The sequence below is a fragment of the Leyella stercorea genome (assembly GCF_019052365.1).
In the GTDB taxonomy this organism is placed as follows: domain Bacteria; phylum Bacteroidota; class Bacteroidia; order Bacteroidales; family Bacteroidaceae; genus Prevotella.
On record NZ_JAHQUY010000027.1, the window covers coordinates 26319 to 40416 of the forward strand.

Here is a 14098-nt window from a genome sequence, read left to right on the forward strand (position 1 = left end):
CAAAATTGCTTGAAAGGTTTAATTTTAGGTTTTGCAAGTCAACGACATACAAGACCAGTTTTAGATGACAAAGTTAGCGAGAATTATCCGAAAAACCAAGTTTTTTAGGCGCCATGTTGATGATAAAAACAAACAGACAAAACAAGTATCTTGTTACAGCAGCGTGGTAAGCCCATTACCGCGTATCGGCTACAATATTACAGCCCCGCGGTAACAGCAGTTCCGCCCCACGGTAATCGGGGCTTCTCTGTATAAAAAAAAGGAACAAGGAGGTTTGTACTTAGACATATTCACTGTCTAATACAATTCTCCTTGTTCTCTTTATCGTAGATAGTCATTCTTTCTATGACATTGCATAGAAATTATTTGTATCTTTTGTTGCAGTCTGGGCATACCCAACGCCAACCCATTATTGGTTCATATCTTTTTCCGTGGCAATAATTGCACGGATCGCAGAGAGAACCATCTCTTCTACATTGCTCTTTTGTCTTGTTCGCTGTTCCATACCAGCCTTTACCTTTGCAGCCTTGACATTCTTTCTTGCCGACCTTGACATAGCGTTCTACAAGTTTTGTCTTACAGTCTGGACAATACTTTTCCACCTGTTGGAAGGTCTTTGTCTTCACCGATTCTGATGTGTTCGGTTTTGCTGCCCATGCTAATGTGGCAACAATAAGAACCAGAATTAAAAATAATTTTTTCATACAAAAATACATTTAGTGAAACATAAAATGAACTATAAGCGAGTTAGATAAACTATCTCGTATGCGGTTTTGTGCTAAATTCTGACAGTGAGTCCGACACGAACATCCCAAACGAATTTTCCTGGGAATGGTTCGGTTTCTTCATCGTATGTGACAACCTCCTTGAAGTTTCCTATACCTAAGCTCAATCCGCCAAAGAAACCGAATCTATAATTAGCATCAAAATAATAACGATAATCGAAATCGAAATTAAGAGAATAATCGGCTCTTACTGCATTGTCGGAGAATGAAAATCCGAAAGTCATCTGGCTTTGGTCTTCGTCGTCGCCATACATAAAACCAAATCCAGCAAACCAGTTCATTTTGTCAGAGTTTCTACCTTTGAAAAGCCAGTCTTTGCCTACTCCGCCATATGTAGTAAATGCATATTCGTTGCTGGTCATCAGTCGTAATTCGGCAAACTCTCCGAACATTCGTGATGCTCCAACACTTATACCCAAGTGCATTCCAGACCAATCCATCCCTCTGACACCATCTGATAGTGTATTTATGAGCGATACCGTGTGGTCGCTATACTTATTGTTGCCTGGTATCGTGCTTGGATCAATAAGCGGTTTGTGTTTGTTGTTCGTGGGCTGAGTCTCAGAATCGTCTGTGATATAATCATTACTGTTGTCATACGACGAGTCTGTATCGTCGTATTCCGATTCATTCTCATCACTCTCATTCTGGTTTGAAGTTGTCGGGAATAAGGTTGTAAGTTCATAGGTGCGTACAGTAGTCTGTCCAGTTCCAACAGACACCGACCCACCAGTATCCATTATCTTTCGATTCTGACAATCGAAAGCTTCCCACCAAGACAAAGCCTTTGGGATTCTCAACTCTGAAGTCAACGTGTAAGTGCCGTATGGCGTTTTTATAGTTATAGGTGTACATACTTCGTCACCTGCCTTAAATACCGTGACGTAATCATTGTCATCATTTGAATTAAAACCAAATGCAGACAAGGATATCGTTAAAAGGAAAAATGATAATAACAATGTCCTTAATTTAGAACAACATTCTTTAGAAAGTCTCATATGTTTTAGTTTGTGCCTTACCAACTCCTAAAAAGGCTGATTAATAATAGTTGGCGTATATATACAAAAAGACGTGGAGCCACACTGTTACCCGTTCCACGATTCGTGGGCCTTCGCATTGCCCTGTCTGTCGAAACGAGCAACGCTGATACAACGCCAATACAACGTCAAATCTCATGCAACAATCAAAATGATAAGAAATCGCGCGTAAATACCAATATATACAGCATATAGCAAGTATTTAATAAAGTATGTATTTTGTTATTTGTTTGTTACTTTGCCATTTAATTTTATTATTTATCATAGTTAATGGTTCGTAATTGGTTCTTATTTTGGGTAACAAATCCAATTATTTTTCGTATCTTTGCACCGCGAGTAACAAATCTCGCAAAATGACAATAAGTAGAATAAATAACAAAGTAACATGAGAAGTAACAATGAACCTGTGCGCATACGCTACAAGGATTTGGCGAATGGCACAAAGTCGATTTATCTCGACACTTACAAAAGTGGAAAGAGGTCGTATGAGTTCTTGAAGCTTTATCTGCTTCCCGAGGACGATGACAAGGCTAAGGCAGTCAATGCCGAGACCTTGCAGAAGGCAGAAGCTATCAAGAACCAACGAGTGCAAGAAATCCTGTCGGGAAAGTTGGAAACAGTGAAGGCTTCCTTGGAGCATCCTGCTTCTACAACAACTTCAAGCAAGAAGACCGCACGTTTAAGTAAGAAGAAAAAAGTCGGCAGTGATAAAACTGGCAAAAGTGTCAAGGGAAAGGAAAGTGAGGTAAACGAAGTCGTTGGAGCCGTTTCTGGCAGAGAAGGACACCAATGGAAGTTTATTGACGATGACGGTGAGGACAGAGCCATAGATGGAACAATCAAAAAACATAGAGGCAGACCCAACAAGCGTGAAGCTGTCACTCTTCGTTTCAAGGACCTTGCCAACGGCAGTAAGTCGCTCTACTTCGACATATATTATAATGGTGAGCGCAAGTACGAGTTTCTGAAGCTCTATATCAACCCAGAGATTACCGAGGCTGACAAGCAGAATAATGCCTTGGTCATGGAAACCGCAGAGCGTCTGAAAGAACGCAAGATGCGAGAGGTTGTCAATGGAGAGACTTTCACGGATCCTTCTGACGAGCTGAACCAAGTGGAGAAAGTTGAGGAATACACCAGTTCTGTGATAGTCCGTAGTCGCAAGATGCGCAATGGAGACCGTTCCCTCTTCCTTGATATATATTATGGTAAGGGACAACGTGCCTATGAGTCAGTTGGTCTTTACCTTCGTAAGGATGACAGCGAGGATAAACACAAGGAAATCTGGAAAGAAGCTGAGAAAAAGGCCAAGGAACGCATGAAGGCATTGAAGGACGGAACCTTTGAGAAGCGTGTCGGCAGAAGAGGCTACAAGCCGCATGGAGAAGATCCAGATGCCAACGTGGACAAATACAAGGAGTATCTTGCCACTAAGAAGGTGAAGACAGAGATTGCCGTTGCAGAGACTGAGCGCAAGAGAAATTCCAAGACCAAGGAGCCTGTGAGAATCCGCTTCAAGGAACTTGCCAACGGCAACAAGTCGGTCTATCTATCCATCAATGTCAACGGTCGCCGTACCTATGATTATCTGCGCCTTTATCTCATACCAGAGGTTGACGCAGCTGCCAGGGAGCAGAACAAGCAGACAATGCAAGCAGTCTATGCTATCAAGGCACAACGCATCATGAGCATCACTAACGGTATCGCAGGGCTCAAAGACAAGTCAAGAATCAAAATGCGACTTGTGGATTGGTTGGAGATATTCCGTGACGCACAAGTGGAGCGAGGAAGACAATCTGCCCGAAACTGGGTGAACAGCGTGCTGAATGCAGTGAGAGAACACTCGCCAAATGTGACACTCGCAGAGATGACCAAGGAATACTGCAATGGTTTCATGGTGTTCTTGTTGAACGACTATATCACCTACAAGCACACCCATCCGTCCAAGTCCACGGTGATGAACTATCTCAAATGCCTCAAAGCAGCCTTCAACATGGCTATTGAGGAAGAGATAATGGACGACAATCCCGTATTGCGTCTTCGCATGGATGTTCTGAAAGGTGGCGGCACCAAGCGAGAGTACCTGACCGTTGACGAGGTGAAGAGACTGATTGACACCCCTTGCAAGCGTGAGGATATCAAGGCGGCGTTTCTGTTTTCATGCTTCTGCGGACTCCGTATCAGTGACGTGAAGAGTTTGAAGTGGAAGAACATCATCACCGAGGGTGACAAGACACGAGTTGAGATATTGCAGTACAAGACCAAGCAGCCTCTCTATCTTCCTCTCAACAAGCAAGCCCTTCGTTGGATGCCTGAGCGTGGATCTGCAAGTGACGAGGACAATGTGTTTCCAACACTGCCAAGCAAGAACTACGACTGCATCCCGGAATGGAGCCGTGCGGCAGGTATCAGCAAGCATGTAACCTACCATGTCTCAAGGCACACGTTCGCCACGATGGAGCTGACCATGGGCGCAGACCTATACACTACAAGCAAACTTCTCGGTCATACGGAGGTGCGCACGACACAAATTTACGCAAAAATCATCAACAAGAAAAAGGACGAGGCTGTTTCTCTGTTGGACAGTGCGTTCGAATAATAAAAATGGAACATAATAATACATCAAACAACCAAGGACGAGAAGACTCCTCGTTCTCTCTTTTTACCCCAATGCAATGAATGCACCTTCGCTAACGGTGTAGGTGGCATTTGTGGTACCAACAAATTGTGGCTGTTCTTCAAGGAAGCCCATGAGTGCTATCAGACGGAAGTCATAGGATGCGGTAAACTGTATCACCGCTACAAAAAGGACTTTCTCAACAGCCATTCCTATACGGACTGCCAGTATGCGGCAGGAAAGAACGAGCACAAGAAGAACTTCTACATCATGGAGGAGTTTCTTGAAGAACGTGAGGATTTGGTAGTCATATTCTTTACCAAAGTGGATTTCGAGTATCATGACTACAAGGCTCTTCATCACAAGTTCAACACCACGGAGCCGCCTCCAAATGGTCAGTATCTCCATGGTAAACCACCGTCAATATTACAAACAGCACAAGAAACCAAACCGAAACAGGACTTTCAATGTTACTTTGATTCTACTCAGTTGAACCTCATTGCGCGCCATGCCAATGAGGTTCATTTGTTCTCAGCCGATGTGTCGGAAGAGGATATGCGAAAACTCTTCTCGTGCCAAGTTTGCAAGCAGCTAAAGGCGAGAAGTAACAGACGTGTGGCATTCTTCTTTGACATGCTCTGCAGCAAGAACTTGATTTGCAAGCAATGGCAATCGGTCATTGCCAAGCATAAACTCATCCTGTCTTCATCAACAGACAAGCCACTTACAACAACCAAGCTGTCCTCAGCAACCAGTGATGCCAAAAGTACCAACGCCAGTATCTATGAGGCTATCCGCAAGAAAGTGCAAGAAATAGCAGAATGCGGTAAAAATGATAGCAAGGACACCATCTGACAGATGAAAACCTTGACAGTTGGCTTGATAGTCGGTTGACAGTCAAGCGCCCTTCCATCCGATTGGGCAGAAATGCCCTTACCTTTGCCCTCCGTAATCAGAAACCTGGTTATGGAGGGCGACCTCGTTATGTGTAACGATAAATAAAATTACGACAATGATTGGACAGACAACAAATCAGGCAAACAATCCGCCAAAGGATGGTGCGATACTACCGCCAACGATAGACGTGGATAAACACGAGTTGACAGAACAAGAACTGGCAGACATGACACCAATGAGACTTGCCGAGCGCATTCAACAGATGGAAGAAGCATTCAAGCTGCTTGGACCAGTGGAGGATGTGCTGAACCGCATCAAGTGCTTGGAGAAATGGCTCTTTGCAGGAAAAGACGTGCTCACCCTTGACGAGGCAAGCGTATTCCTTGACGCTTCAAAGAGTCAGCTTTACAAACTGACACGTACCTTTGCCATTCCCCATTACAAGCCAAACGGCAAGACCATCTATTTCAGCAAGGAAGAACTGGTGGAATGGATCAAGAAGCACCCTGTGAAAACAAAAGACGTGTATGAGCAGGATGCCATACGCTATGTGATGAACAAACCCTTGAAGAGCAGATGACGATGGAAGACATGAACGACATGAGCCTCTTTGAAGGCGCAGCGGACAATGCTGATTTGTTGGAAAAGTTGCTGAAGGCATCGCTTATCCATGCGGATGAGACCTACCAGACACCGCCACAGATAATATGGGTGGACAACTCGACCATAGCCACGCTTGGCAACTTCAGTGCCTCCACAGGCAAGGCGAAGAGCCGAAAGACGTTCAACGTGTCCGCTTTGGTTGCTGCCTCGCTTGCTAACGGAAAGGTGCTGCAATATACGGCAAAACTACCCGATGACAAGCGTAAGATACTCTACGTTGATACGGAGCAGAGCCGTTTCCACTGTCACAGCGTGATGCAGCGCATCCTCCGGCTTGCAGGATTGCCCGACAACATGAACAGTGAGAACCTTGTGTTCTTCGGACTGCGAGAGTACAGTCCCAACCTCAGACTGCGACTGATAGAATATGCCTTGCAGACGCAAAAGGGCTTTGGCTTGGTCATCATTGACGGCATAAGGGACTTGATGCTCGACATCAACAATCCGAGCGAGTCCGTCCATATCATCAACAAACTGATGCAGTGGTCAAGCCGCTATGACCTGCACATCCATTGCGTCTTGCACCTGAATAAGGGTGATGACAATGTAAGAGGTCACATTGGCACGGAACTCAGCAACAAGGCAGAGACGGTACTGGTGATAAGTAAGAGCAATTCGATGGCGAATGTGAGTGAAGTGAAACCGCTCAACATCCGAGACAAGGACTTTGTCCCTTTTGCGTTTCAAATAAATAAGGAGGGATTGCCAGAGATTGCCAAAGACTATGTGGTTGACTCTACCACAGCCAAACAGCCTAAGATGACAATAGCCGACATTACCGATGAGCAGCATGACAAGGCACTTGGAATGGCTTTCGGCAAGAAAGTGGTGTCAGGTTATGAGAATGTGATAAACGCATTGACGAAAGGATATACAACTATTGGTTTTGCCAGAGGTAGAACAGTGATGTCAAAGTTGCTGACCTTCCTATTGAAGAGCAAACTGGTGGTGAAGTGTGGCAATAACGAGTATTGCAGAATGAAGGATTATCCTTCGCTTCCGCTGCTTGAAGAGCAGGAGGTGAAGAAGTGAGGATGAAGCGAAAATCACTTCAAAAACCACTTCATTCACCTCGGTGTATATATAATAGTAGAACGGACGGATTTTGTGAAGTGGCATCATATTTAACTACAAAATGACTTCACAAAACCGTTCATTCACTCTGGTGTATATATAATAAGCGCACGAATGAACAAAAAATGAATGAAAGATGAACATACAACAAGCAAAGGAAATCAAACTCACGGACTATCTGAGCGCATTGGGACATCAGCCCAAACGATGCAGCAAGTCCACATCTTATTATCTGTCGCCATTGCATGCGGAGACAAAGCCATCGTTCAAGGTGAACTTCAGCCGAAACCAATGGTATGACTTTGCTCTTGGCAAGGGTGGCAACATCATTGCTCTTGCCCAACTTCTCTACAATACGGATGATGTGGGTGCTGCATTGCAGCATATAACAGCGGACATGAACAACCCAAAGTCCACAAAGGCAAAACCTCCCATACCGACACAAGTAGAGACAAACAAAATGGACAAGGTACATATCCAAGACTTGTCCTACCCTGTGCTTATGTCGTATCTGCGTTCACGCCATGTGGATGCGGACATGGGTAAACGCTATTGCAAGGAGATCTGGTACACGTTTAAGGGCAAGCGGTATTTTGGCATAGCCTTTCCAAATAACCGGGATGGGTATGAACTGCGTAACCCATATTATAAAGGTTGTTTGGGCGAGAAAGACATATCCTTGATACATTCACAGCAAGTTGGAGTGCAGGACAGATGCTGCATCTTCGAGGGGTTTATGGACTTTCTTTCGTACAAGACTTTGGAAAAGCGAGGCGACAATGTGATTTGCATACAAGAGCCATGTGATTATATTTTACTGAACTCCATCAGTAGCCTTGGGAAATGCATGGAACGATTGGCGTGTTACACTGCTATCCATTGTTATCTTGATAATGACCAAGCAGGAACGGTGGCTGCCCATACAATCATGGACTGTTATCAAAACAGGGCAATCAACGAATCCATAAGATATGCAGAATACAAGGATGTCAATGATTATCTTATCGGCAGAAAATCCATTATTCCGCATAAAGAGGATGTATAAAACGATAATTTTCTACGGAGAAAGTCAATATTCTCCGTAGAAAACTATATTTTGCGTGATTTTTGCGTAGATTTCCGTACAAACATACTACATTTTTGAAAATATGTAGTAACTTTGTACAGAATTAAAGATGCAAATCATGGAAAAGCGTATGACAAATCCAAAATCTGAAGGCTATATCTCTGCAAAAGATATGGCAGGAAGAGCTGCATACTATAAAGTATTGCAAGCCGCCAAGAATGGCGAACTCACCAGAATAAAAAGAGGTGTGTATGCAACCGATGACCATTTGGCAAGTCAAATGCTTGATGTGGAAAAGGTTGTTCCTGGTGGTGTGTTGTGTCTGTATTCCGCTTGGTCACATTATCAGTTGACTACACAGGTACCACAAGAATATTGTCTTGCAATAAAAAGAGGCCGAAAAATCACCCTTCCAGATTATCCCCCAATTACACTATACCATTGGAGTGATACCGCCTTTAACCTTGGAATTACGAATACAGAGATTGAGGGTTTCAAGGTGAGGATATATGACGTGGAGAAATGTGTCTGTGATGCAGTAAAGTATAGAAACAAAATCGGCATAGATGTCTGTACGGAGATTATAAAGGAATATCTGAAACGCAGAGATCGTAATGTCAGCAAACTGATGAAATATGCCTCACAACTGAGAGTTGCCAAAACATTGGGAACATATCTACAAATGGAACTATAAAATAATAAATATGACAACGAAGAATTATGCTCGCTCGGTAAGAGCGAAACTGCTTAATATATCGAAAGAAGAGAATGTCTTCTACCAATCGATATTGACACGATACTTTCAGGAGCGTCTGTTGTACCGTCTGTCGGTAAGTCCATACAAAGAACGCTTTATATTGAAAGGTGGTGCATTACTGTATGCCCATGAGCATTTGAAAGCAAGACCAACATTGGACATAGATTTCCTTGGTCAACAGATTAGCCGTGAGTTGGACAATATCAAGGAGACATTCAGAAATTTATGCGACATAGAATGTCCGGAAGACGGAGTTGTCTTTGAAAAGGACAGCATTAGCGTAGAAGAAATCACTCTCAAAAAAGAATATAATGGTGTGCGAGTGCATGTCAAGGTAGGACTTGACACGGCAAGCCAAGTTATTTCCATGGATGTAGGCTTTGGCGACATCATAACTCCTGCACCCGTTGACCTTTCTTATCCGGTGTTGCTGGACACATTACCAGAAGTTGACATCTTGGCTTACTCTTTAGAGACCGTGGTGGCTGAAAAGTATCAGGCAATGATAGACCATGCGACAGAGAACAGCCGCATGAAAGACTTCTTTGATGTGTACAGAATACTAAAAGCAGGAAATATTGACTTGGACACATTGCAAGAAGCCATCACAGCCACGTTTGAGAATAGAGGCACCGCCATCTCTACGGAATATAGCCTTTTCGAGGATTCTTTTGCGACAGATGCCAAACGAAATATTATGTGGAATAGTTATTTGAAGAAAATCAAATTCAAGGAGCCACTAACCTTCCAAGAAGTTTGGACATATATCACACAGGAACTGAAACAATACATGGAAAAATAACAGTTCACCAAGAATTTGCCAAGCTCTCCGTTTCGGAGGGCTTTTTTTATGCCCTTTTCATAAGCAAAGATTATAAGGATGTAAACGATTGTCTAATAGGGAGAAAGAAAGCATGAGGGAAGCAAAAGTGGAATATGACGATATAGCGGATATACACTGGTGGATGGTGGATCATATTCACTATCTGCCAGCCATGATATATGCTGTATTGTTGATAGATATAGTATCAATCGTTGTCATCATCAAACATAGCAAGGGGCTGGAGCAAGACGAGGTATTGGAACGATTGAAGATAGGATGCAGTGTGGCAGTGTTCCTGCTTGGGATGCTGTTGGTGTATTATATAGCATATCTGTTTTGGTAAGGTGATATGGGAAAGTTTGAAAAACGATAGTTTTCTACGGAGAATATTCATTTTCTCCGCAGAAAACTGTTGTATTGAATTTGGATGTTCAGAAGCAATGAAGCAGGAATCCCCATAACTGATTCTATCTGTAAAGCCATTTCTGTGGATAGTTGTCTTTTCCCAGAAATTGTTTCATTTAAAGCTATCAATTCGATATTAGCTTTTTCTGACAATTGCTCTACAGACAGTCCCGACGCAACAAGCTCGTCGTTTATCAGTTCTCCAACATGAGTGGGCACATAGGGAATGGCGTTTGAAAAATCATATGTAGCCATAATAAAGTACGATCATTAATTATCAACTCTAATATCATTATGAATATTGATATCGTTGTGTACATATCCTCTTTGTTCTAGTAAATCGAGACATTCGGTATATATAGTGCCACGATGTCTAGGGTCTTTTATTGTCACAACGACAACAACGTCTTGCGAAAGTACTTCTCCGTCTCTCTCCAAAGCTTGTACAGCTGCATCACGGTAGAGTCCAGTGAGTTTCAGTGCCCATTTTCTGTTTTCTCCCAATGCCTTTCTCCTGTTAGTGTCAGTCATCTTGGAAAGATCAACATAATACTTCTTGATAGGTTGATATTTATCTCCCTGTTCAATCAGCATACGTTCTTCTGCGAACTCCTTTTTGAAAGCTTTTGAGCTATAAATCGATGCATTGAGTACATTAACGGCATCTTTTGATGTTCTTGACTCATTGCGCATCATACCTTCGCCCAATTGAACATGTTCAACATGGTCATAAGTTTCCAATAGAACATCCACTTGACTTTGGCAATACTCACAACCTTGCCCCGCATTAATTACAGGATTCACAGCCATTGACAATGTAATTTCACCGATGAAATAACCGTTTTCAACCAAACTTTGTGGGTATGGAAAATCCAAAGAAACAATATTTGTTCCTTTCTGTAAAGTCTGATGAAAAACCATAGTGCACTCATCAGCATCGTTGTTAAGCATATCTGTAATAACAGATGGCAAACCGAACCCCATTTCCCTGCGAAGTTCTTCTGGCGTTTTCGATAAACCTACAGGGTAATCAGAGTTGTGAACAAGCAATGCTTTCAAAAGCAAGGGATTGCATTCACCTCCAATCATCTGATTAAGATTAGCAGCCAAAGCTGTAATTCGCGGAGTAGAAAAACTAGTTCCACTCCAGCGGCAAAACTGTCTTCCCCATTCTGAAAACAGGGACAGATGTGTATCCATATTGCCGCCATAGTGCACCAAATCTGGCTTTACTGCATTTTCAACACCAGGACCAATGCGAGAAAAAGGACTTCTGTCATTTTCTTTAGCATCATTATTGGTAGTTTTCTTATGAGCTATAGATCCTACAACGAGACTAAGCAAAGAATCGGCGCCATCAGTAATTCTTTGATTTTCTGCTCTTGGATCAACATTACCTGCAGATTTGCAAATCAAGATTCTGTTGTCTTTCTGCAAGCTGTCCAATGCGATGCCCAAGTCGGAATATCTGTCATTATCTATCGTTTTTGTTGTACCTTGCGAGAGATTCCAGATTTTTATATCTGGATGTTTAGCGATAGCATTTTGAATGTTGGCTACCAACTCGTTTTCGTATATTTGGGTTCTGTCTGTATTGACAATACAACTCTTTATTTTACAAGGTCCACATTTCGTCAAATCTTTATTTTCAAGAAAATCACCATAGTTGATGACACTTGCAACAGCAGTTCCATGACTTCTGTTTATGTCTTCATCTTCCAAATCAGCGATATTATCTTCATCATCAATCATCCAAGGACGCAGGTAATCATTATCGCCAACACCAGAATCCAACAAGCCTACCACAGGATATGTTGCGCCTTCCAATGGTGTCATCACTTCGATGCTGGAGTTGTCTTCGTCTGGGGCAGTTTCAAATTCTATTGTAGGCATTTTTCTAACCGCCAAGACACAATCCATGGATGCAATAGCCTGAAGTGCTTCCTCTGACACATGTTCCAAGGAAAACAAGCGTAAGCTACTAGCATAATTCAGCTCTTCTAATTCAACTCCAAATTCCTTGCATTTTATACTCAAAGCAATACGAGAACGATGATTGTACTCACTATTCAGATAATCAACCAACTGCAGTTTGAGACGGTCATTTTCTTGAATGCTATCATCAACAACAGCCTTGTATCGAGAAATGTTTTCTATTGCAGACAAACCAATCTTTTTGTCTTTCGGCAGATTGGCTGTATTTACCACCTTAAAACCTCGCTCCATTTTCTTCAAATCATTGGCGGTATCAATCTTTACCAAGATTTTACCTACCGATGTGACTCCTAGGACATTTCGTTTAGAGTTTACATCCATCATTTTTCGCACTGCTGGACGATGAGATTTAGCTGTTGCTTTTTTGTTCAGTGTAATCTCTGTAAGCACAGGCATCGTTCTATTTGCATCAGAGAATAATTCTGAGAACAACTCCAATTGATCGTAAACCCTTTCTGCATTAACGGAAATAGCAGTATCATTAACCCACTTTGGTAATTCACTGCCACCACCAGCTTCCGTCAAGAAATTGTCTGTTTCTCCCCTAAAAGATACATTTTGTATAGGATATTCTTTTGCCATAATTCACTATTTTTTAGATAATACATTTCTGACCAATCTTGCACTAATATTTAGTTTTTGTACAATCTTGGCTTGACTAACTCCGTTTGTGTTAAGGAACATGATGAGTTTATCTTGTGCTTCGTCTTTTCCTTCGAACTCAAAGATAGTAACAAGTAAGTCCTCATATTCAATAGCTTTGCTTCCATTGATAACGCCCTTCACTTTTAGTTTGTTAAATATCGTAGAGATGTCAGAGGGAGACATTTTTTTTGTTAAGTCACAAACCGTTTTCATCTTTTGTCCATCCTCTACAAAAGGACAATTGAACCCAGATGTTAAGTCCAAAATTATTTTTTTTCTTGCTTCGTCATCAGGCATTCCGACTTCAATTTTTGTTGTGAAGCGTCTCCAAACGGCCTTGTCTAACAATTCGGGATGGTTTGTTGCTGCAATCAGAACGCAAGAAGTTGGCATGGAGTCAATGTTTTGAAGCAAGCTGTTGATGACACGCTTCAGTTCTCCCAGCTCGTGATTGTCGTCACGTGCCTTGGCTATAGCATCAAATTCGTCAAGAAACAAGATGCATGGCATGCTACTAGCATAGCTGAATATTTTTCTTAAGTTCTTTGCTGTACTACCAAGAAGTGATGAAACAATTCCATCCAATCTTGCTACCACCAATGGTAAATTGGTGTTTTCACTGACATAGTGAGCTATAGAGGTCTTACCACAACCAGGTGCTCCGTAAAGAAGCATGGACTTAGGCATATTAACCCCTGCCTGTTCCAGTTCGTCACTGTGCCTCACCAACTCAATGAATTCACCTACTTGCCTTCCGACATTATCAGAAAGGACAATATTGGTACGTGTTGAGTCTTCGGGAATTACTTCTACTATTTGCAATTTGCTGTCCGAATCTAAAGGTAACATACGCATGGCATCAGCTGTTGCAGAACTTCTTGTGTTAGAGTTTTGAATTTGCTCTTTGATGCAACGAGCCAATTGAATGTCGCCCTCGGCTTCAAGACGAGTAGCTAAACGATTGGAGTAACTTATGATTTTTCTCCTATCGTTATTCAATCCTCCTTCTATAATTCTTAATATATCTGATGACATATGGCTTGTTATACATGTTATTATTATTTTTTGAATACAAAAGTAATAAAATAAAATCCAATGCGGCAAACATATTGAAACATTAACTCATTTTTAACACTAAACGTACATAAAATCAAAATATCTGTACGAATACCTCTGTTTTATGTTATATTACGTATTAAACAAGTACATATTACAAGATTTAAACAGATAAGGTATTCTATACTTAAAAACATCCGTCTAAGTATAAGGAAGAAATATGCGAAAACTAACAGAAGAAGCTGATTAAAGTATGATTGAGAGTATGATATATGATT

Annotated in this window: 13 protein-coding genes; 8 read left to right on the forward strand and 5 right to left on the reverse strand. The window is 41.9% G+C overall.

Annotation, left to right across the window (positions count from 1 at the left end; all coding sequences use genetic code 11):
* Window positions 1–362 precede the first annotated feature (362 nt).
* Both KTQ90_RS06635 and KTQ90_RS06640 read right to left on the reverse strand, forming a co-directional pair.
* Window positions 363–704: a hypothetical protein gene (locus KTQ90_RS06635; RefSeq protein ID WP_217317691.1), complete on the reverse strand. Its 342-nt coding sequence runs from the start codon at window positions 702–704 to the stop codon at window positions 363–365.
* 74 nt (window positions 705–778) lie between these two features.
* Window positions 779–1783 (reverse strand): hypothetical protein, encoded by a 1005-nt coding sequence (locus KTQ90_RS06640; protein WP_217317692.1) that lies wholly within the window; start codon window positions 1781–1783, stop codon window positions 779–781.
* Window positions 1784–2207: 424 nt separating this feature from the next.
* On the opposite strand from KTQ90_RS06640, the gene KTQ90_RS06660 reads away from it, so the two are divergent.
* From KTQ90_RS06660 to KTQ90_RS06695, 8 genes are all read left to right on the forward strand, one after another.
* The gene (locus KTQ90_RS06660; protein ID WP_022328232.1) at window positions 2208–4421 is read left to right on the forward strand and encodes a site-specific integrase; all 2214 of its coding nucleotides are present in this window, start codon (window positions 2208–2210) and stop codon (window positions 4419–4421) included.
* 126 nt (window positions 4422–4547) lie between these two features.
* Window positions 4548–5294, forward strand: coding sequence for a hypothetical protein (locus KTQ90_RS06665; RefSeq protein ID WP_022328233.1), 747 nt, complete (start codon window positions 4548–4550; stop codon window positions 5292–5294).
* Window positions 5295–5451: 157 nt separating this feature from the next.
* Window positions 5452–5916 carry a helix-turn-helix domain-containing protein gene (locus tag KTQ90_RS06670; protein WP_022328234.1) on the forward strand — a complete coding sequence of 155 codons (465 nt, stop codon included), beginning with the start codon at window positions 5452–5454 and terminating at the stop codon, window positions 5914–5916.
* A 2-nt stretch (window positions 5917–5918) separates the two neighbouring features.
* The gene (locus tag KTQ90_RS06675; RefSeq protein ID WP_071122664.1) at window positions 5919–7031 is read left to right on the forward strand and encodes an AAA family ATPase; all 1113 of its coding nucleotides are present in this window, start codon (window positions 5919–5921) and stop codon (window positions 7029–7031) included.
* Window positions 7032–7209: 178 nt separating this feature from the next.
* Entirely contained in the window at window positions 7210–8118 is a 909-nt protein-coding gene (locus KTQ90_RS06680; RefSeq protein ID WP_022328236.1) for a toprim domain-containing protein, read from the forward strand.
* Between the two features lie 130 nt (window positions 8119–8248).
* Entirely contained in the window at window positions 8249–8833 is a 585-nt protein-coding gene (locus KTQ90_RS06685; protein ID WP_010537134.1) for a type IV toxin-antitoxin system AbiEi family antitoxin domain-containing protein, read from the forward strand.
* Between the two features lie 10 nt (window positions 8834–8843).
* Window positions 8844–9698, forward strand: coding sequence for a nucleotidyl transferase AbiEii/AbiGii toxin family protein (locus tag KTQ90_RS06690; protein ID WP_022328238.1), 855 nt, complete (start codon window positions 8844–8846; stop codon window positions 9696–9698).
* A gap of 112 nt (window positions 9699–9810) precedes the next feature.
* On the forward strand, window positions 9811–10062 hold the full coding sequence (locus tag KTQ90_RS06695) for a hypothetical protein (protein ID WP_071122663.1): 252 nt from the start codon (window positions 9811–9813) through the stop codon (window positions 10060–10062).
* Window positions 10063–10109: 47 nt separating this feature from the next.
* On the opposite strand, the gene KTQ90_RS06700 is transcribed toward KTQ90_RS06695, so the two are convergent.
* From KTQ90_RS06700 to KTQ90_RS06710, 3 genes are read right to left on the reverse strand one after another with little or no spacing between them, the layout of a single operon-like run.
* A complete protein-coding gene (locus KTQ90_RS06700) occupies window positions 10110–10379 on the reverse strand; it encodes a helix-turn-helix transcriptional regulator (RefSeq protein ID WP_071122662.1) in 270 nt (89 codons plus the stop codon).
* A gap of 15 nt (window positions 10380–10394) precedes the next feature.
* Window positions 10395–12701 carry a S8 family peptidase gene (locus KTQ90_RS06705; protein ID WP_071122661.1) on the reverse strand — a complete coding sequence of 769 codons (2307 nt, stop codon included), beginning with the start codon at window positions 12699–12701 and terminating at the stop codon, window positions 10395–10397.
* 6 nt (window positions 12702–12707) lie between these two features.
* Window positions 12708–13799 (reverse strand): AAA family ATPase, encoded by a 1092-nt coding sequence (locus KTQ90_RS06710; RefSeq protein WP_071122660.1) that lies wholly within the window; start codon window positions 13797–13799, stop codon window positions 12708–12710.
* Window positions 13800–14098: the final 299 nt, after the last annotated feature.

Excerpts from the sequence above, each read along its gene's own strand:
- KTQ90_RS06635 (WP_217317691.1), bottom strand. The coding sequence starts at position 704 with ATGAAAAAATTATTTTTAATTCTGGTTCTTATTGTTGCCACATTAGCA.
- KTQ90_RS06640 (WP_217317692.1), bottom strand. The coding sequence starts at position 1,783 with ATGAGACTTTCTAAAGAATGTTGTTCTAAATTAAGGACATTGTTATTA.
- KTQ90_RS06660 (WP_022328232.1), top strand. The coding sequence starts at position 2,208 with ATGAGAAGTAACAATGAACCTGTGCGCATACGCTACAAGGATTTGGCG.
- KTQ90_RS06670 (WP_022328234.1), top strand. The coding sequence starts at position 5,452 with ATGATTGGACAGACAACAAATCAGGCAAACAATCCGCCAAAGGATGGT.
- KTQ90_RS06675 (WP_071122664.1), top strand. The coding sequence starts at position 5,919 with ATGGAAGACATGAACGACATGAGCCTCTTTGAAGGCGCAGCGGACAAT.
- KTQ90_RS06680 (WP_022328236.1), top strand. The coding sequence starts at position 7,210 with ATGAACATACAACAAGCAAAGGAAATCAAACTCACGGACTATCTGAGC.
- KTQ90_RS06685 (WP_010537134.1), top strand. The coding sequence starts at position 8,249 with ATGCAAATCATGGAAAAGCGTATGACAAATCCAAAATCTGAAGGCTAT.
- KTQ90_RS06690 (WP_022328238.1), top strand. The coding sequence starts at position 8,844 with ATGACAACGAAGAATTATGCTCGCTCGGTAAGAGCGAAACTGCTTAAT.
- KTQ90_RS06695 (WP_071122663.1), top strand. The coding sequence starts at position 9,811 with ATGAGGGAAGCAAAAGTGGAATATGACGATATAGCGGATATACACTGG.
- KTQ90_RS06700 (WP_071122662.1), bottom strand. The coding sequence starts at position 10,379 with ATGGCTACATATGATTTTTCAAACGCCATTCCCTATGTGCCCACTCAT.
- KTQ90_RS06705 (WP_071122661.1), bottom strand. The coding sequence starts at position 12,701 with ATGGCAAAAGAATATCCTATACAAAATGTATCTTTTAGGGGAGAAACA.
- KTQ90_RS06710 (WP_071122660.1), bottom strand. The coding sequence starts at position 13,799 with ATGTCATCAGATATATTAAGAATTATAGAAGGAGGATTGAATAACGAT.